Source organism: Pantoea sp. A4 (genome assembly GCF_000295955.2).
Classification (GTDB): Bacteria; Pseudomonadota; Gammaproteobacteria; order Enterobacterales; family Enterobacteriaceae; genus Pantoea; species Pantoea multigeneris.
The window spans coordinates 355,828-375,304 of the sequence record NZ_ALXE01000019.1; the positions used below are offsets into that span (position 1 = coordinate 355,828).

Sequence of the window (19,477 nt, forward strand, 5' to 3'; positions counted from 1 at the left end):
ACATAAAAAAGGCTGGATGAATATCCAGCCTCACCGGTTAGACCGAACGTAGCCTGCCACGGGTTAACGTCAGTTTGCTGTCACTCATGCGCGCAGCATTCTGACTAACATGGCAGTGCGTAATCGCGATAGCCAGGGCATCCGCCGCATCCGCCTGCGGATTAGCCGGTAATTTGAGCAGCGAACGAACCATATGCTGCACCTGGCTTTTCTCTGCCCCACCGGTACCGGTGACGGTTTGCTTGACCTGACGTGCCGCATATTCAAACACCGGCAGATCCAGATTGACCGCCGCCACGATCGCCGCACCGCGTGCCTGCCCCAGCTTCAGCGCGGAGTCTGCATTTTTCGCCATAAACACCTGCTCAATGGCAAAATAGTCTGGCGAAAACTGGGTGATAATTTCGGTGACACCGGCATAAATCAGTTTCAGGCGGGAGGGAAGGTCGGTCACGTTGGTGCGAATACACCCACTACCAAGATAAGTGAGTTGGCGTCCGGTTTGGCGAATTACGCCATACCCCGTGACGCGGGAGCCGGGGTCAATGCCTAGAATGATCGCCATATCAACTCCCCGTTAAGCGATAACGCAGCGGCACGAGAATGGCCGCTGCGTGCACTGCAATCAGTGATGCGCGAGGCATTACAGCGTTGCCGCCACCTCGTCAGAAATTTCACCGTTATGGTAAACTTCCTGCACGTCATCGCAGTCTTCCAGCATATCGATCAGACGCAGCAGTTTTGGTGCGGTTTCCGCATCCAGATCGGCTTTGGTCGATGGGATCATTGAGACTTCGGCGGTGTCTGCTTTCAGACCACCCGCTTCCAGTGCATCACGCACCTTGCCCAGCTCTTCCCAGGCAGTGAACACGTCAATCGCGCCGTCGTCATAAGCGACAACGTCTTCTGCACCGGCTTCCAGTGCTGCATCCATCACCGCATCTTCATCCAGACCTGGCGCAAAGGAGATCACCCCTTTTTTGCTGAACAGGTAAGATACAGAGCCGTCAGTACCGAGGTTGCCGCCGGTTTTGGTGAATGCATGACGCACTTCACCTACGGTACGGTTACGGTTGTCACTCAGGCACTCAATCATGACCGCTGAGCCGCCAGGACCGTAACCTTCATAAATGATGGTTTCCATATTGGAATCATCTTCACCGCCTACACCACGGGCAATCGCACGGTTCATGGTGTCACGCGTCATGTTGTTTGACAGCGCTTTATCCATTGCTGCACGCAGACGTGGGTTAGAGTTTGCATCGCCGCCGCCCAGTTTTGCTGCGGTAACCAGCTCACGGATGATCTTGGTGAAGATCTTACCACGCTTGGCATCCTGTGCCGCTTTACGGTGTTTGGTGTTTGCCCATTTACTATGTCCAGCCATTTCTCTTCTCTCTTGTCTATTGCACGGGGTACTGTGCCCGGTTACTGCTGAGGCGGTTCCACCCGATGGTTCAATGCAGAGGTGCAGTACAAGAGACTACACCCGATAAACAAAACGTTCAGCTGGCGGTCAGACCGCCATTCAGACAAATTCTTCAATTGCCTGGCGGTTACTCCAGGACTTGGTTAATGCTGCCGCTTCCGCTGCGCTGAGCCAACGCGCCGCCAGATGTTCACTGATAGTCACGTCACGCTCGACCGGTAAGGTTAAACGAAACCAGTGTTCGCGATTGTGGGTGACATCCGGCGCATAGCGATGGCGGTAGTGGGCGAAGATCTCAAACTCAATCTGTTTGTGGCAATCTTCCAGCGCCAGCTGTTCGGCTCTGGCATCAATGCCCGTCTCTTCTAAGACTTCCCGCCATGCGGCTTCAGCCGGTTGTTCACCCGGCTCCAGGCTACCGGTGACCGATTGCCAGAATTCCGCATCATCGCGCCGCTGCAGCATCAGCACCCGGCCGGTATCCTGCGCAGTAATCACGATCAGTACCGATACCGGGTGTTTATAGCCCATTACTTATTCTCAAGATTGTCTTTATTTTCTTTTTTGACGACCTGAATGCCCAGGTCCACCAGCGCTGCCGGATTGGCATAGCTTGGTGCTTCGGTCATCAGGCAGGCAGCCGCGGTGGTTTTCGGGAACGCGATAACATCACGGATGTTGTCGGTGCCGGTCAGCAGCATGGTCAGGCGATCGAGACCAAATGCCAGGCCCGCGTGCGGAGGCGTGCCGTATTTCAGGGCATCTAACAGGAAGCCAAACTTCTCTTGCTGTTCCTGTTCTTCAATACCCAGAATGCTGAACACGGTCTGCTGCATTTTACCATTGTGGATACGGACTGAACCGCCACCCACTTCATAGCCATTGATGACCATGTCGTAAGCATTCGCCACAGCCTGGGTGGGATCCACTTTCAGTTCTTCTGCCGAGAGGTCTTTCGGCGAAGTGAACGGGTGGTGCATAGCCGCCAGGCCGCCTTCATCATCCGCTTCGAACATTGGGAAATCCACTACCCACAGCGGTGCCCAGGCTTTCTCATCGGTAATTTGCAGGTCACGTCCCACTTTCAGGCGCAGTGCACCCAGCGCATCCGCTACCACTTTAGCGCGGTCCGCGCCGAAGAAGATCAGGTCGCCATCTTGTGCGCCGGTACGGCTGAGGATGCCTTCAACGATGTCAGCGGTCAGGAATTTAGCCACCGGGCTCTGCACACCTTCAAGGCCGTTGGCACGTTCGTTGACCTTCATCCAGGCCAAACCTTTAGCCCCATAGATCTCAACGAATTTGCCGTATTCATCAATCAGTTTACGCGTCAGGCTGGCACCGCCTGGTACACGCAGCGCAGCAACGCGGCCTTTCGGATCATTCGCCGGGCCCGCGAAGACCTGGAATTCGACGTTTTTCAGCAGGTCAGCCACGTCGACCAGTTCCATTGGGTTGCGCAGGTCAGGTTTATCTGAACCGTAACGTTGCATCGCCTCGGCGAAGGTCATCTGCGGGAAGGTGCCGAGATCCACACCTTTTACGTCCAGCCAGAGTTCACGGATCATGCGCTCCATCATTTCACGCACTTGTTCAGCGCTGAGGAAGGAGGTTTCTACGTCGATTTGGGTGAATTCAGGCTGACGGTCAGCGCGCAGGTCTTCATCACGGAAGCATTTTACGATCTGGTAGTAGCGATCAAAGCCCGACATCATCAGCAGCTGTTTGAAAAGCTGGGGTGATTGTGGCAACGCATAGAATTTGCCTTTATGCACACGGCTTGGCACCAGGTAGTCACGCGCACCTTCTGGCGTGGCTTTGGTCAGCATTGGCGTTTCGATGTCGAGGAAGTCGTTGTCATCCATAAAGCGACGAACAAAGCTGGAGATGCGGGCACGGGTTTTCAGGCGCTGAGCCATTTCCGGGCGACGCAGGTCGAGATAGCGGTATTTAAGGCGAGCTTCTTCGCTGTTGACCTGGTTGGAGTCCAGCGGCAGGGGCTCAGAGCGGTTGATGATGTTCAGCTCATGGGCGAACACTTCAACATCGCCGGTTGCCATGTCGCTGTTACGGTTTTTTTCGTCGCGAGCACGCACGGTCCCGGTGATCTGGATGCAGAATTCGTTGCGCAGCTCTGAAGCCAGCTTGAAAGCCTGCTGACGGTCGGGATCAAAGAAGACCTGCACAATACCTTCACGGTCGCGCATATCGATAAAGATCAGGCTGCCCAGATCGCGGCGACGGTTGACCCAGCCGCAAAGTGTTACCTGTTGACCCACATGTGACAGATTGAGCTGTCCACAATATTCTGTACGCATAACGCTATCCTTTTAACTTCGCCGCTGCTGCCTGGCAACACCAGGCCACGTAACCTGAAGTGATGCTGCCGCAAAAATGGCGATTAGTATAATTTAAAAAGGCAGGCAGGATAAGTAGAGCGAACAGACTATGCAACTCTGTCGGGTTGAATCGTGACTTTTCATTTGCTGGTAAGCTGTTAGCGGGCAAAAATCGTGCTTAAGGTAGAGGGAATTCTGTTGTGACACTTCGTATTGGTCTGCCGCAATGGCAGCATGCACACTGGAAGCGCTGGGGCATTGAGAGCCTGGCGGACTATGCGCGCTATTTTCAGTGCGTGGAGGGCAATACTACACTGTATGCATTGCCAGATGCCGCCACGGTTCAGCGCTGGAAGGCCATGACCCATGACGATTTCCGGTTTTGTTTTAAGTTTCCTTCCGCGATTAGCCATCAGGCTGCGCTGCGTCAGTGTGACGATCAGGTAGATGCGTTTTTCCGTCTGCTTGATCCACTTTCTGCACGTATCGGCCAGTACTGGCTGCAGTTACCTGCGTCATTTTCCCCGGCCCAGTTGGCGGACCTGTGGCGTTTTCTGGACGCGTTGCCGAAATGTTTTCACTACGGCGTTGAAGTCCGCCACGCGGCCTTTTTTGCTAAAGGTGAAGCCGAGCAGGCGCTGAATCGGGGTTTGCATCAGCGTAGTGTGAACCGGGTTATTCTCGATAGCCGTGCGGTACATGCTTCGCTTTCCACTTCCCCCGCCGCCATTGAAGCGCGCAGTAAGAAACCACGCGTGCCGCCACACGCTATCCGTACGGCGACACAACCAATGGTGCGGTTTATCGCCAGCGATAGCGTAGAGGAGAGTGTGCCACTGTTTGCTATCTGGCTGGATAAATTACGGCAGTGGCAGCCGGAAAGTGACCCGATGGTGTTTTTGCATACGCCGGATATGGGTCAGGTGTTTCCGTTAGTTCAGGCGCTGTGGCCTCAGTTGCAGCAGTTGGATTCCGCAATAGGCAGCGGGCCAGACTGGCCACAGCAAGCGGCACTGTTTTAGTTCGCGTTATCCTTCCTCAAGCTTGTTTCTGATTCTCTTCAGGATGTTGTACGGGCCTGTGAGTATGATCTGGCCCGATAGGCTTTCAATGTAGATACGCTGCGATTTGAATTTCATGCGTTTATGAAGAGGCACGTCATAGTAACCGGCACTGGTGGCGTGATATTTCGCTTTGGTCAGTATAGCGGTGAGCTGGTCAGGCGTGACGTCACCCGGTAGCGTGAGGCGCGCAATGCAGGTGAGCCAAAACGTGGCTGCCAGTCCACAGATGCACCCCACAATACCGTCATGAATGTTGCCATGTACCCACAGCGGCAGCACCCAACGGATGATGCAGCTGTATATCACCAATACCGCCAGCGAAAAGTAAATGCGGTAGCTGTCACGCCGCCACTGTTCCAGCAGGTTTAACCGCTGAAGTTTTGCCTTAATGAGCATAATGTTTCGTCCTTAAAATGAAGCCTGTCCCTAATTTGCTTGAATGACTGTCTTACGCGCTTAGCTCTGGAACGTCAACGTCAACTTCTAAACCATCGTCTGATAGATCGAGATACCTCGGCCTGTCAGGGCAATCGGGCTGCGACGTGGCTCGCTCCGATCACCCTGCCCTCCGAAATCCATACGGTTGTTTTGCCTGATACTAAGCCGTCTGGAAAAACAGCGCTAAAACTCACCAAGGGCTCGGGCTTCTGACAGCCGCACTGATGCTGTTGGGAAGATGATGGGGGGTATGACAGCAAATGCCTCTGGCACATGGATGTGCCAGCGGATCGTAGGGATACAGATTCCTTTGCAGTCATACCCCCCCATTGTCTGACCTGCCACCTGAATACACAGCGGCTTCTCAACACTCAGCAATAAAGGTCAACACGCGCGCCTGGCAAACCGCTAAGAGATGCAGCGCGCGCGCATTTCTGCCAAAATAGCGCCTTTGATGTCGATTCTTCGGATTTTTCGCTATGCCTGACCGCGATACCCTATTCTCCGCACCCATTGCCAAACTGGGTGACTGGACCTTTGATGAGCGCGTGGCTGAAGTCTTCCCTGACATGATTCAGCGCTCCGTACCTGGTTACTCCAACATCATCTCGATGATTGGCATGTTGGCAGAACGTTTTGTTCAACCCGACAGCCAGGTTTATGACCTCGGATGCTCACTTGGTGCGGCAACGCTCTCAGTGCGCCGCAACATCCATGTGCCGGGTTGTACCATTATCGCCATTGATAACTCCCCCGCGATGGTCGAGCGCTGCCGCCGCCATCTTGATGCCTTCCGGGGTGAGACACCGGTCAACGTCATGGAAGCGGATATTCGCGATGTCGAAATCGAAAATGCTTCGCTGGTGGTGCTCAACTTTACCCTGCAATTCCTCGACCCCGAAGCACGGTTGAAGCTGCTGGAAAAAATCTGGCGCGGACTGAATCCCGGTGGCGCTTTGGTGCTGTCAGAGAAGTTCAGCTTTGAAGACGCCGAAGTCGGTGAACTACTGTTCAACATGCATCACGACTTCAAACGGGCCAACGGCTACAGCGAACTGGAAATCAGCCAGAAGCGCAGCATGCTGGAAAACGTCATGCTGACGGACAGCGTTGAAGCCCATAAAGCACGCCTGAAAACCGCAGGCTTCTCCCATGCTGAGCTGTGGTTCCAGTGCTTCAACTTTGGTTCTCTGGTGGCGCTGAAATGATTGATTTTGGCCGCTTCTATCAGCAAATTGCCACCGGCCCCCTGGCCAGTTGGTTAGAAACTTTACCGGCACAGGTTGCCACCTGGCAGCGTGAAAACCTTCATGGTCACTTCCGCAACTGGGAAAAGTCCGTTGAACACTTGCCCCAACTGGCCCCGCAGCATCTCGACCTGGTGGATAGCGTCAGCGCACAACATGACGACCTGAGCGATCGCCAGCGACAAGGCATTGAAAAACTCCTGCGCAACCTCATGCCATGGCGCAAAGGGCCTTACTCACTGTATGGCACCGAAATCGACACGGAATGGCGATCGGACTGGAAGTGGGAACGCGTACTGCCGCATATCTCACCGCTGGCTGGCCGCACTATTCTGGATGTCGGCTGTGGCAGCGGCTATCACATGTGGCGCATGGTTGGGGCTGGCGCGCGCTTAGTGGTCGGCATCGACCCGATGCAGCTCTTTCTGTGCCAGTTTGAAGCCGTGCGTAAACTGCTGAACGACGATCGTCGGGCTCACCTCCTGCCGCTCGGGATCGAACAGCTTCCTACTTTGCAAGCCTTTGATACCGTCTTCTCAATGGGCGTGTTATATCACCGCCGCTCACCGTTGGATCACCTGCTACAGCTGAAAAATCAGCTGGTCAGCGGAGGCGAACTGGTGTTGGAAACGCTGGTTATTGAAGGGGATGAGAATCAGGTACTGGTGCCAGGCGAGCGTTACGCACAAATGCGCAATGTCTACTATATCCCTTCGGCGGCAGCACTGAAAAGCTGGCTAGAAAAATGTGGTTTTGAAGACGTTCGTATTGCCGATTATGCCGTCACTTCCACCGAAGAGCAGCGCCGAACCGCCTGGATGACCAGCGAATCACTGGCTGAATTCCTCGACCCGAACGACAGCAGCAAAACGGTAGAAGGTTATCCGGCACCGCTGCGCGCCGTGCTCGTGGCGCGCAAACCGTAACATCAGTGGCGTGACAGTGCCAGTCGCGCCGCAAAGCCGATGAACACCACACCGGTCAGTCGGTCCATCACTTTCTGGACCGCTGGCCGACGCAAATGCGCGGAAAAGTAATGGCTACCGCCAATCAACACAGCATTCCACACTAAGCCAATCGCCATATGGGCCAGCGCCATCAAAAAACACCACAGGGGCACTGAGGCACCAGCCGGAATAAACTGCGGCAAAAAGGTCACATAAAACACACCCACTTTCGGATTGAGCATGTTGCCGAGCAATCCGCGGGTAAAACAGGCAAACATCCCTTGCTGGGCCGGCGTTTCTACCGCCACTTCTGCCACGGCTTCCGGTTTCTTCAGCAACAAACGCAAACCCAGATACAACAAATAGGCCGCACCCACCCATTTCAGCGTGGCATAAGCCACTTCCGAGGCCAGCAGCAGTGCGCCCAGGCCAAAACCTACAGCAACACCCCAAGCCAGACAGCCAGAAGTCACACCTAATGCCGTTGCCGCCGCACGGCGCGATCCCTGAGCAGCCGCAGAACGCAGCACCAGAGCGGTATCAAAACCGGGGGTTAACGTCAGAATGGTGATCGCAAACAGAAAAGAGAGCCACAGCGTCGTCATTTACATCTCCTTATTCAACTGCCGCCAGTGTACCCAGGTTTAGCAGCCGAGTCCTGTTGACAACGAATTCATTGCTCATTGATTGTCGCTTTTGCTGCCCCAGTACTGATAGCGATAGGCCGAAGTAAGATGGCGCTCGATAACGCCTTGAGCAAAGACCTCGGTTTCATGCAGATAACTCAAGGTGCAGTTGCCGGTTTCATCCCACAACTGGCACTCATCGGCCGAGTGCAACATGCTGACGGAGGTTTGTTCAGTGGAATCGAGTTTCCATTCACGGCGCTGGTTGTCATAGGTGTAACGATTTTTACTGTGGTCGGTATCCGCATTCGTCACCTGACCCTGCGCATTCCAGCGATAGCGATTAACCCCGTTACTCTCTTCATCGCTGCCGCGCGCCACACTGTTCTGCAACCGCAACTGCGGATCGTAGTGGTAGGTAATATCGGTAAAGCCATTTTTCCCCATGCTGGTAAAACGATCAGAGCTGCTGGTGATGGTGCCGTGTCGCCCCACATGCCAGCTCACCGTCCCCTGGCGATTATCCACCACTTCTTCCTTGCCTTGCCGCATCACTTTAACCAGATAGGCATATTCAGCAACCCAGCCGCCCTGCACCCGTGAAATGTGCTGTTCCATGCTGAAGGCAACATTGCGTTCGTTCTTGTCATAGCTGATATCCGCCACCAGCAGCGATCCACAGCGATCAAACTGCCCCAGCACCCGCTTTTGTGAATCCACATCCTTGCCAAACTCACCCGCCACCACCTGCTGCACGTTGCCCTTTGCATTCCCACCCAGCAAAACCCAGTTATTACTGGCAGAGATGGCAGCACTTTTCGCCATACAGGCAGACTTTGCCTGGAGTGATGGACTACAGACCACAAGTAAAGCCGCGATTGCGGTAAAAATGACCTGTTTCATACGCTTACTCCCCAGTCGCCATCTAATCAGTGTAAACCGCTCTGTGCGACGGGGAGAAAATAATCTTTAGCCTGAATTCACACCAGCACCTGACTGGCTCGTTGCGTCCGGGCTATACGATCGGCCAACCCATTTTCGCCCCCGTTGATACGCCGCGTTAGCGCTTCAACGTTCCCACTGTCGGCTATGGGATTCAGTTTGTTCGCCTGCCAGAACCAACCGGCGGAACGCGCTGCATTCACATCCTGCAGCAGCAAATCGGGTTGATCCAGGAGCGGCAGTGCTAATGCTGTGCCACAGGCGGCGTAATTGGCGCGAAAGGTAATTTGCTTGAGGCCTCGACCACGATAGGTCCAGCCGTCATCGGGTTGTGTATTTCCATAACGGCCACCATACACCAGATTAGCAATCTGTCTCTGGCGCGCTATCGGAACTATCGCTTCACTACTGCGCCGTCCGAGTTGTTGACGCTGCTGTAACGTCAATCGGTTAGCAAAAATGGCCAAACCTGCCACTGAATAGTTAAAACTCTCCACCAGACGACTAAAACCGGCGGACTCCGTGCCTGTTTGTGCGATGAAATTCGCCTGGCGTGTTGGGGTATCGATGCCAAACTCTGCCATGGCATCCGTGATGGGTTTAAACCAACGAACCGCGAGCACAGCACTAATGCCTGCCGCCTTCTGGAACTGATCCTGAGTCATAAATAAGCCCTCTGTTAAGCTCTCACTCTTAAGCTTAGACAGAGGGCAAAAAAACCCGGCATTTGCCTGACTGTAACGCTTGTTTTCGGATAAATACGCCAGGAAAAAGACAGCTTATTCGGTTGCTCTTACCAGAACACGCGACGTTTTCCGGCCAATCATTGGTTTTTCAATCAAGAACCATGAGAGTGCAGCCATTACCAGCGTAACCAGCAGCGATAACAACATGGATGACCAGAAACCAATACCCAACTCATTAATTGCAATCTGTTGCACTGGAAACGCATAAATATAGATGCCGTAAGAGAAATCAAAGCGACCTTTAATCAAACGGTCGCGGAAGGAGATCCCAATCAGCAGTGTCAAATAGCAAACCGCAACCGTGTACAGCGTTTTTACCAGAATAATATTAAGGCCCGAAAGCAACAGCGCAATCAATGCCACTGCCAGCAATATAATTTTCACTTTGACATTATTGATCCAGTGGTCGCGATAAACGCAAAACAGTGCACCAACGGCAAAGGGAATAGAGAAATGACTGGTCGCCACCAAGGCAAGCTTAGTGATACCAAAGTGCAGACATAATAGTTGCAACACCACAGAACCCACGAGGAATATCCATAACCCTGCGTTATAACGCGAGAACCACTTCAGGCAAAACGCCAGCACTATATAATCAAACACTTCGAAGAAAAGCGTCCACAAACTGCCATTCATCGTATTCGGATAAATATAACTATTAGTGAAGTTATTCATCCCTTCAGGCGTGACACCCACAAACCCAATGCCGGTCAAGCCCATCACACGAAGCCAGGTTTTAAGCGCATCCCAGGAGGTTACCCAGTGGAGGAAGCTCTCGCTACCGAGTAACCCACCGCAAATATAGATGGTGAAAACCAGACACACGGCAAGCCCCGGATACACCCGGAGAAAACGTTTGCGCGCATATTCGAAATCAGATGAAGAACGCTGGTAACTTTGCGTAATGAGATAACCAGAAATAGAGAAGAAAATAATCACTGCGGTGGTACCAAACGACTCAAGCCCCAAAACTTGCGGCTCGTCAAATCCACTCAAAGCAAAGTGGTGACTATAAATAACAGCAACTGCCGCCAGCAAACGAATGATATCAAAACTGTTGTCGTGCTTAGCAGAATAGGTTGTTGTCATACCCCCCTCCCATATAAGTAACGCGCAGGAAAAATCAGTCGGCCGGTTAAACCGCCAACATTTATTATTAAAATAGAACTAAACCACCCACGGAAACTGGCGTAGTTTAGCTACCCACGGAGATCGACCTAATGTGGGGAAAAAGCCATATTTCGTCTTATCATAAAACTAATAGAGAAAAAGCACATAGCAGAGACATGGCTAATCATCGACTCACCCTACCTGTGAATTGAATCTGCCTGGCTGAAAGTGTTTAGTTTCAGGCAATGAGTTACATAACTGGTGTTAAAATAATCGAGCCAATAACGACAAGATGATACTTACAGTAAACTAATACTACCATTACGATTTAACAACATATTTTTCTCTATATTTCACTGGATTAATCTTAAGACATTCCATGATTACCGCGCTGTGGGGCGCAGACACTGCCCTACCTCACTGCTGAGACTACTGAGCAACACACCACACACACTGTAAGGATATCGTTAGGGAATTAATCATCACTATGGACACTGATAACACATCGTTAACTAAATTCACCAAAAAATGCGGGTGTTTGTGACAAACCTCATGAAAAATTACTCAAATAACACTCAATTGATAAGCACCGTTTTTCAATGATGCAAAAGTTGATCTGGATCAAAATTAGGACTTTTCAGTGTGTTAGGATGCCTCCCGAGTTGTTGTTACGAGATTGGTAAGCAGTTGTCTGACTAAGGTTTTCTGACTGGTTAGTTAGATTTTTCACCCCGCATAATGCGGGGTTTTTTCTTTGTAGCAGAACGGTGACGGGTCTGGCTGGAAAACCGCAGATAAAAAGAACCCCAGCAATAGAGGCCGGGGCTTGGTACTTGCAAACATCACGTCAGGTTCGACGCGCTGCGCGGCAAAAACGGGCAGATTCAGGCAACACGCATATCGCCTATCTGCATCACACTCTTCATTGCTCCTACTATATCGCCATCAACGCAGTTACGGCTGAACTCGTCGACATCAACGTCGCTACCCATCGAAACACCTGCTTTACGGTAGCGCATTGGCGAAGCAATGCGTTGGCTGGCTGAACTGTGAAGTTCCTGCAATCCGACGTCCAGGAATTTTTGCACGTTGCTCAAACGTACTCCTGCCCCAGCCATAATGATTGGACCTGGCGTGCAGGCATTAAGTTCCCGCAGTAACACAATTCCGCTTTCTGCACTCTGCTGCTGGCCCGAAGTGAGTACACGAGCCACGCCCAACTCGGCCAACTGCTCTAATGCTCGCTTCGGGTTATGGCACAGGTCGAAGGCGCGATGAAAAGTTACCGCCATTCCTTCACATAATGACATAAGCTGCTGCATGCGCGGCATATCAATGTGCCCGTCTTCATCAAGGGCCCCAACCACCACGCCCGGGAACCCCAGCTCCCGCATAATGGCAATATCCGACTTCATGAGCGAAAACTCACGCGCGCTGTAACAAAAATCCCCTCCACGCGGGCGTACAATCGGGTGTACCGGTATCGTAATTTCGGCACGTGCTGCCGATAACATACCGGCGGAAGGCGTTAACCCGCCTTCACGGGGTGCACTACAAAGCTCAATGCGGTCCGCACCTGCCTGCTGTGCCGTCAGCGCACAATCTATGCCATAGCAACAAATTTCCAGTGTCAGCATCTGAATCCTCCGGTGGTGGCATCTGGTTGAAAAATCATTGATCAGATACGGCTAAACAGCGGCCAGCTTGGCCAGACAGCGCTAACTATGGCACTCAATAGTGATTCCTGAATCGACCGGGGTCACAGCAAAGGTTTGAAATTGCATAAACATGACACAGCTTACATTTTGGTGGGTCACCACGCCGTTAAGAAAGTGAATAAATCCACCTTTTGATTACACCCCGATAACAATCAGGGCGCAATGCGAGAAGAGAGAAGCTATTCTTGTTCGCTGGCGACGATCTCTTCCAGGCTCCAGGGATGGAATTTAATGGTGGTTCGGCCATCACTCACCGCTAAAGTGGGGTTCGGTAAGCGTTCATTTTCTCCCTGCGGGCTACTGGTCTTAAAGGTAATACCGGGGGTGACCAAAGCCTGATCGGCAATCAGTGCCATTGCCCGCACGCCCAAGGTGGCAGGATCGCCACGCAAGACGATTTCTATGTGCTCCCAGCCCTCATGGCGATAAAGCTTTTCACCTGGCCACGGCAGTTCGACAACCTTGATGGTCAAACCGGCTACCGTCAGAGGCTGATGCAAACGATACAGGCAAATTGGGCGGCCATTGATCATCGCGCGCGAGAATTCCGTGCCAATCTGCAATAGCCCCTGCTGCCAGCGCTCAGCCGTTGCATTTTGGTGGCAACGCAGCGCGATATGGTCTGCCTCACATCCCACAAGGTTCAGGCCCAGTAATTGGGAAAATTTCTGTAATTCATTGTCAAAACGTTCTAAATCCACGGTCAGATCTTCAAGACCCGCAGTTGACAAACTCATCTTCGACCCACCTCATAATATAGTTAGTTTCTTTAATCATTTAATTTAATTTGATGTGCAAAATATCGCCAAACCGTAGATCGGACTCATCCGAATTCACCTGTTTTTTGGCTTTATAGCCCCTATTTTACGCGGCTATTTCGGATACATCTATATATCAGGGCCACTAATTAATACACAAAGCAGTAATAACACCATGTTTTTATTAGTGTTAATTAGTACAATGAGAAACATCTTAAATTACAGCCAGAGGTTTGCAGTTTTACCTGCATTACCTGTAAATTTGCAGCTTCATTACTGCAAGGAAATTTTTATGGCCATGCTCATTGTTGTTGCAGTCCTGATCGCCGTGACGGGATTTGCTATTTCCCGCCACTGGAAGGTGCGAGCAGACAAAAGCGTTAAAAATACACGTCGTCATACACGACGCCGTTAGCAGAAAGTGGGAAGGCAGCTTCCCCCTTTGTCCCTCGTAACGACAACCGCTGCTGACGCCCCGCCACAATTCACGTATACTTAGCCCCTTAATTTTTTGTTTTTCCTGTTGGTTAACCCTAACAGGAGATAACCAGCGGCCCGCTGTTTCTCAGCCGGGCCTTTTCAGCTTATGAAGGTAACGCGGTGAATATTCAGGCTCTTCTTTCCGATAAAGTCAGTCAGGCAATGATTGCGGCTGGCGCACCCGCCGATTGTGAACCTCAGGTTCGCCAGTCGGCCAAGGTCCAGTTTGGTGATTATCAGGCCAATGGCATTATGGCGGTAGCGAAAAAGCTCGGGCAGGCACCGCGCCAGCTGGCTGAGGTCGTGATCCAACATCTGGATCTCACCGGGATTGCCAGCAAAGTTGAAATTGCTGGCCCCGGCTTTATCAACATCTTCCTTGATCGCCAGTGGCTGGCAGAGCAGACAGCACAGGCGCTGCAACTTCCTCGTCTTGGCGTAAGCAGCCTGAAACCGCAAACCATCGTTATTGACTACTCAGCGCCTAACGTCGCCAAACAGATGCACGTGGGCCACGTTCGCTCCACCATCATTGGTGATGCAGCCGTTCGTACGCTGGAGTTCCTCGGCCACAAGGTTATTCGCGCTAACCACGTCGGCGACTGGGGCACGCAGTTTGGTATGTTGATTGCCTACCTGGAAAAGCAGCAAAACGAGCATCATGAAGATATCGCCCTGGCGGATCTCGAAGAATTCTACCGTGAAGCCAAAGTCACTTATGACGCGGATGAAGCTTTCGCGGAGCGCGCTCGTGGCTACGTCGTGAAGCTGCAAGGGGGTGATGAGTATTGCCGCACCCTGTGGAAGAAGCTGGTCGACATTACCATGAGTCAAAATCAGGAAGTGTACGATCGCCTGAATGTCACCCTGACCCGTAACGATGTCATGGGTGAAAGCCTGTATAACGACATGTTGCCTGGCATCGTCAGCGATCTGCGCGAAAAAGGGCTGGCCGTCACCAGTGAAGGTGCCACTGTGGTGTTCCTTGATGAGTTCAAAAACAAGGAAGGCGAAGCGATGGGCGTCATCATCCAGAAAAAGGATGGCGGCTATCTCTACACCACCACGGACATTGCCTGTGCGAAGTACCGCTATGAAACTCTGGGTGCAGACCGCGTGCTCTACTACATCGACTCACGCCAGCATCAGCATCTGCAACAGGCGTGGACCATCGTGCGTAAGGCCGGTTATGTTCCGGAATCTGTACCTTTAGAGCACCATGCGTTTGGCATGATGTTAGGCAAAGATGGACGTCCATTCAAAACCCGTAGCGGCGGTACCATTAAACTGGCAGATCTGCTGGATGAGGCGGTCGATCGCGCACATGCCCTGGTGAGCGAGAAAAACCCGGAGATGTCGGCACAGGAGCTGAAAGATCTGGCGGAAGTCGTGGGGATTGGCGCAGTAAAATATGCCGACTTGTCAAAAAGCCGCACCACAGATTACATCTTTGACTGGGATAACATGCTGGCCTTTGAAGGCAACACGGCGCCATACATGCAGTATGCTTACACGCGCGTACTCTCCGTGTTCCGCAAGGCGGGTATTGAAGCCGATTCCCTCAACGCGCCGGTAATCATCACTGAAGATCGTGAAGCACTGCTGGCAACGCGTTTGCTGCAGTTTGAAGAGACCATCACTCAGGTTGCCCGTGATGGCACGCCACATGTGATGTGTGCTTACCTCTACGATCTGGCGGGCCTGTTCTCAGGCTTCTACGAGCACTGCCCAATTCTGAGTGCAGAAGATGAAGCCACGCGTAACAGCCGCCTGCAACTGGCTGCGCTGACCGCAAAAACCCTGAAACAGGGCCTGGATACGCTGGGCATTAAAACCGTAGAACGGATGTAATGTTTACTCTGCGGTCACTGAGTATCAGTGGCCGCAGTTCTCATCTTTTCACTAACCCCTCTGATTTTCATCCTCCTGATATTCAGTGGTAGTTGACCATCACTTCGCTGCTCACGACGCGCAGCCCCGGTGGCAGATCACCTTTTCCCGTAAAACCAAACGCAAAATGCAGTGCCTGATTAGCAGGCAGGTGTGCCAGGCCCAGCGTGATACCACTGGCCCCCTCTAACAAGACACAGCGTTGAGGTGCGCACAGCCGCACCTTCAGGCCAGAAGGCGCGGGCATATTAAGTTGATAACGCCAGTTGACCATGGTAATTGCCCCGCTCACGCCGGTTGCAGGCGGTAATGCCGGTGAAACCAGCCAGCTTCCGCGTTGGGTTAAGCCCGGCCCACTCACGCTGGCGTGCCAGCCGCCGCTGGCAGCATGGGCCATCAACGGCAACAATAACAATCCCCACAGGCTCTGCATGTTATTTGCCTCCGATGGTGGCGGTCATGCGAATTTGACGGTTTTCACTCAGTTCCATGTTTGAGAGCACCACCAGCTGTGGCAGGTTACGACGCAGGAAGCGGGCTAATAAGGCGCGCAATGGATGGTTGACTAACAGTACCGGCGGCGCACCCAACATCTCCTGACGTTGTACCGCGTCTTGCGCCTGCGTCAGCAGACGGTCGGCAAGGCCTGGCTCCAGCCCACCGCCGCCTTGTAACGCCTGGAGTAACAGACGTTCAAGCGTGGCATCGAGACCAATCACCTGTACTTCATCCCCGCCCGGATACCACTGTTGCGTAATCGCCCGGCCCAGGGCTACGCGCACGACGCTGGTAAGTTCCTGAGGATCGTTCTGTACCGGTGCATGTTCCGCGAGGGTTTCAATAATGGTGCGCATGTCGCGAATCGACACGCGTTCAATCAACAGATTCTGTAGCACTTTATGCAGCGTGGTCAGGGAGATCACGCCTGGCACCAGGTCTTCCGTCAGTTTCGGCATCTCTTTGGTCACGCGATCCAACAGCTGCTGTGCTTCCTGACGTCCAAACAGTTCGCTCGCAAACTGGCCGATCAGGTGATTAAGATGCGTTGCCACCACGGTACTGGCCTCTACCACGGTAAAGCCCTGAATCTGCGCCTGCTCTTTAAGCGCAGCATCGATCCAGATCGCGGCCAGCCCAAAAGCAGGATCGACCGTGGCTTCGCCCGGCAAAGTGCCCGCAGCCGTACCGGGGTTGATCGCCATCCAGCGGCCCGGCCAGGCATCGCCACTGCCAATCTCCACCCCTTTCATCAGGATACGATAGCGCGAAGGTGGCAGATCCATGTTGTCACGGATATGCACCACCGGCGGCAGGAAGCCAAGCTCCTGCGCCACTTTCTTGCGGATACTGCGGATACGCCCCAGCAGCTCACCATTTTGCAGATGATCAACCATGGGGATCAGTCGATAACCCACTTCCATCCCCAGCGAATCTTCCAGCTGCACATCGCTCCAGGAAGCTTCAACCACCGACTGGCTCTCCTGTGGCTTACTGCTGACCACGGCAGAAGCAGGGTTTTTTGGCTGTATCTCACGACCGCGCACCCACCAGGCCAGGCCCAACAAGCCTGCGGTGAACAACAGAAACACCAGGTTTGGCATGCCCGGCACCAGGCCCAGCAATCCCAATACCCCGGCACTCAATACCATCACGCGGGGGTTATTAAATAGCTGCCCCACCATCTGTTCACCGACGTCCTGATCGGTGCTCACACGCGTAACAATGACACCCGCCGCCGTCGAGATCACCAGCGCCGGGATCTGTGCCACCAGGCCATCACCAATGGTTAACAGGGTGTAACTCTCTGCGGCGTGGCCCAGATCCAGACCGTGCTGCACCACACCCACCAGTAATCCCCCGATCACGTTGATCACCATGATCATGATCCCGGCGATGGCATCACCACGGACAAACTTACTGGCACCGTCCATGGAACCGTAGAAATCGGCTTCCTGGGTGACATCAGAACGCCGCCGTTTCGCTTCGTCCTCGCCAATCAGTCCGGCATTCAGGTCAGCGTCGATGGCCATCTGTTTGCCCGGCATACCATCCAGTACAAAGCGCGCACCTACTTCAGCAATACGCCCGGCACCTTTGGTGATCACCATAAAGTTGATGATCACCAGAATAATGAACACCACGATACCGATGGCAAAATTACCGCCCACCAGGAAGTGACCAAAGGCCTCCACCACGCGCCCCGCCGCTCCAGCACCTGTGTGTCCTTCAAGCAAAATAATACGCGTTGATGCCACATTCAGAGAGAGTCGCAGCAAGGTGGAGAACAGCAAGATGGTCGGAAACGCGGCAAAGTCGAGCGTGCGCTGCGTGAACATCGCCACCAACAGCACCATGATCGACAGGGCAATATTAAAGGTAAACAGAAGATCGAGAATAAAGGGCGGCAGCGGCAGCACCATCATCGACAGGATCAGAAGAATCAGTACTGGCCCCGCCAGCACCTGCCATTGGGTCTCTTTCAGATTCCCCGGTAAACGCAGTTTTTCGGCCAGGTTAGCCATGATTTTGCTTCTCTCCTGCTATATCCATCTCTGCCGGCACCGGCAGATTATCGGGTTTTTTCGGGATCAGTCCGCCTTCACGCTTCCAGCGGCGCAGTTGCCACACCCAGGCCAAGACCTCGGCCACCGCAGCATACAACGCGCCAGGAATAGCCTGACCAATCTCAGTATGGCGATACAATGCGCGCGCCAGCGGCGGTGCTTCCAGCAGCGGCACACGATGCTCTGCCGCCACTTCTCTAATTTTCAACGCCACTTCCCCCATGCCTTTCGCCAACACTTTGGGGGCACTCATCTTCTTTTCGTTGTATTGCAGCGCCACGGCATAGTGGGTGGGGTTGGTAACAATCACGTCCGCTTTTGGCACATCAGACATCATGCGGCGGCGTGCGGCGGCGCGCATTTGCTGACGAATACGCCCTTTCACATGCGGGTCGCCCTCTTGCTGTTTGAACTCGTCGCGGATCTCCTGACGGCTCATGCGCAACTTTTTGTAATAGCTATAGATTTGCCAGAAAACGTCATAGCCCACCATGGGGATCAGGCCGAGCATCACCAGCGCGCACCCCATGGCAATCATGTTCAAGCCGTGACGCAGGGCCATTTCCGGTGACTGGCTCATCAGGCGCAGCATCTCCGGCCAGTGCGTCCAGATAAACCAGCCGCCCACGCAGCCGACTAACACCGCTTTAAGCACACCTTTAAACAGTTCAACCCAGGCCTGCATCGCGAACATCCGTTGCAGGCCCGGCAGCGGGTTGAGTTTGGTGAGGTCGAACTTGATCACTTTGCTGTTCAGTACAATGCCGCCCAGTAACATAGGTGCCGCAATGGCAACCAGCACCAGGCCCGCCATCATCGGCAAAATGGCCAGCACCGCCTGGCCGATTAAATCGCCGACGTGTACGCCGGTTTGTTTGTCATCCGTCACCATGCCATGGTCGAACAGCAACCCACTTGCCAGCATATCCGCCAGCCGCTGCGCCATCGCCCCGCCCCCCAGCCACAGGATCATGATGCCCGCCAGCAGCATCAGTAATGACGTCAGCTCGCGCGATCGCGGGATTTGCCCCTCCTCACGCGCTTTTTCTATTCGGTGGGGTGTGGCCGATTCTGTTTTGTCGTCATCGCTGTCATCAGCCATAACACACCTCTCGACTCGCAGGAATGGTCGCTACAGGATGCCAAAGGTGAACACAACTAATGCGAGAAATACGGGGG

At 53.3% G+C, this 19,477-nt stretch carries 18 protein-coding genes; 4 read left to right on the plus strand and 14 right to left on the minus strand.

Annotated elements, in window-relative coordinates:
* Positions 1-37: 37 nt before the first annotated feature.
* The 4 genes from ruvC to aspS form a co-directional block, all read right to left on the minus strand.
* A complete protein-coding gene (gene ruvC / locus B880_RS0106215; protein ID WP_017346521.1) occupies positions 38-565 on the minus strand; it encodes a crossover junction endodeoxyribonuclease RuvC in 528 nt (175 codons plus the stop codon).
* A gap of 78 nt (positions 566-643) precedes the next feature.
* Positions 644-1,387 carry a YebC/PmpR family DNA-binding transcriptional regulator gene (locus tag B880_RS0106220; protein ID WP_017346522.1) on the minus strand — a complete coding sequence of 248 codons (744 nt, stop codon included), beginning with the start codon at positions 1,385-1,387 and terminating at the stop codon, positions 644-646.
* 141 nt (positions 1,388-1,528) lie between these two features.
* Positions 1,529-1,960: a dihydroneopterin triphosphate diphosphatase gene (gene nudB / locus B880_RS0106225; RefSeq protein WP_017346523.1), complete on the minus strand. Its 432-nt coding sequence runs from the start codon at positions 1,958-1,960 to the stop codon at positions 1,529-1,531.
* Positions 1,960-3,747, minus strand: a complete 1,788-nt coding sequence (aspS, locus tag B880_RS0106230; RefSeq protein WP_017346524.1) for an aspartate--tRNA ligase — start codon at positions 3,745-3,747, stop codon at positions 1,960-1,962. The genes nudB and aspS overlap by 1 nt, the downstream gene beginning before the upstream one ends.
* Before the next feature lie 221 nt (positions 3,748-3,968).
* On the opposite strand from aspS, the gene B880_RS0106235 reads away from it, so the two are divergent.
* Positions 3,969-4,790, plus strand: coding sequence for a DUF72 domain-containing protein (locus B880_RS0106235; RefSeq protein WP_017346525.1), 822 nt, complete (start codon positions 3,969-3,971; stop codon positions 4,788-4,790).
* Between the two features lie 6 nt (positions 4,791-4,796).
* Here B880_RS0106235 and B880_RS0106240 read toward each other — a convergent pair whose 3' ends face one another.
* The gene (locus B880_RS0106240) at positions 4,797-5,228 is read right to left on the minus strand and encodes a hypothetical protein (protein WP_017346526.1); all 432 of its coding nucleotides are present in this window, start codon (positions 5,226-5,228) and stop codon (positions 4,797-4,799) included.
* 521 nt (positions 5,229-5,749) lie between these two features.
* On the opposite strand from B880_RS0106240, the gene cmoA reads away from it, so the two are divergent.
* Together cmoA and cmoB are read left to right on the plus strand one after the other, a co-directional pair.
* Positions 5,750-6,478 carry a carboxy-S-adenosyl-L-methionine synthase CmoA gene (cmoA, locus tag B880_RS0106245; RefSeq protein ID WP_017346527.1) on the plus strand — a complete coding sequence of 243 codons (729 nt, stop codon included), beginning with the start codon at positions 5,750-5,752 and terminating at the stop codon, positions 6,476-6,478.
* Complete coding sequence (gene cmoB / locus B880_RS0106250) at positions 6,475-7,443, plus strand: tRNA 5-methoxyuridine(34)/uridine 5-oxyacetic acid(34) synthase CmoB (RefSeq protein WP_017346528.1); 969 nt, start codon at positions 6,475-6,477, stop codon at positions 7,441-7,443. The genes cmoA and cmoB overlap by 4 nt, the downstream gene beginning before the upstream one ends.
* A gap of 2 nt (positions 7,444-7,445) precedes the next feature.
* Here cmoB and B880_RS0106255 read toward each other — a convergent pair whose 3' ends face one another.
* The 6 genes from B880_RS0106255 to B880_RS0106280 all read right to left on the minus strand — a co-directional run bounded on the left by B880_RS0106255 (position 7,446) and on the right by B880_RS0106280 (position 13,343).
* Positions 7,446-8,069, minus strand: a complete 624-nt coding sequence (locus B880_RS0106255) for a LysE family translocator (protein WP_017346529.1) — start codon at positions 8,067-8,069, stop codon at positions 7,446-7,448.
* A gap of 75 nt (positions 8,070-8,144) precedes the next feature.
* The gene (locus tag B880_RS0106260; RefSeq protein ID WP_017346530.1) at positions 8,145-8,993 is read right to left on the minus strand and encodes a hypothetical protein; all 849 of its coding nucleotides are present in this window, start codon (positions 8,991-8,993) and stop codon (positions 8,145-8,147) included.
* 77 nt (positions 8,994-9,070) lie between these two features.
* Positions 9,071-9,697, minus strand: a complete 627-nt coding sequence (locus B880_RS0106265; protein WP_017346531.1) for a glycoside hydrolase family 19 protein — start codon at positions 9,695-9,697, stop codon at positions 9,071-9,073.
* A 114-nt stretch (positions 9,698-9,811) separates the two neighbouring features.
* On the minus strand, positions 9,812-10,867 hold the full coding sequence (locus B880_RS0106270) for an acyltransferase family protein (RefSeq protein ID WP_017346532.1): 1,056 nt from the start codon (positions 10,865-10,867) through the stop codon (positions 9,812-9,814).
* A 905-nt stretch (positions 10,868-11,772) separates the two neighbouring features.
* A complete protein-coding gene (gene cutC, locus B880_RS0106275) occupies positions 11,773-12,525 on the minus strand; it encodes a copper homeostasis protein CutC (RefSeq protein ID WP_017346533.1) in 753 nt (250 codons plus the stop codon).
* 260 nt (positions 12,526-12,785) lie between these two features.
* The gene (locus tag B880_RS0106280) at positions 12,786-13,343 is read right to left on the minus strand and encodes a VOC family protein (RefSeq protein ID WP_017346534.1); all 558 of its coding nucleotides are present in this window, start codon (positions 13,341-13,343) and stop codon (positions 12,786-12,788) included.
* Between the two features lie 621 nt (positions 13,344-13,964).
* On the opposite strand from B880_RS0106280, the gene argS reads away from it, so the two are divergent.
* A complete protein-coding gene (argS, locus tag B880_RS0106290) occupies positions 13,965-15,695 on the plus strand; it encodes an arginine--tRNA ligase (protein WP_017346535.1) in 1,731 nt (576 codons plus the stop codon).
* Positions 15,696-15,777: 82 nt separating this feature from the next.
* Here argS and flhE read toward each other — a convergent pair whose 3' ends face one another.
* From flhE to flhB, 3 genes are read right to left on the minus strand one after another with little or no spacing between them, the layout of a single operon-like run.
* Positions 15,778-16,167 (minus strand): flagellar protein FlhE, encoded by a 390-nt coding sequence (gene flhE, locus B880_RS0106295; RefSeq protein WP_017346536.1) that lies wholly within the window; start codon positions 16,165-16,167, stop codon positions 15,778-15,780.
* Between the two features lies 1 nt (position 16,168).
* Positions 16,169-18,256 (minus strand): flagellar biosynthesis protein FlhA, encoded by a 2,088-nt coding sequence (gene flhA, locus B880_RS0106300; protein ID WP_017346537.1) that lies wholly within the window; start codon positions 18,254-18,256, stop codon positions 16,169-16,171.
* Positions 18,249-19,400: a flagellar biosynthesis protein FlhB gene (flhB, locus tag B880_RS0106305; RefSeq protein ID WP_017346538.1), complete on the minus strand. Its 1,152-nt coding sequence runs from the start codon at positions 19,398-19,400 to the stop codon at positions 18,249-18,251. The genes flhA and flhB overlap by 8 nt, the downstream gene beginning before the upstream one ends.
* Positions 19,401-19,477: the final 77 nt, after the last annotated feature.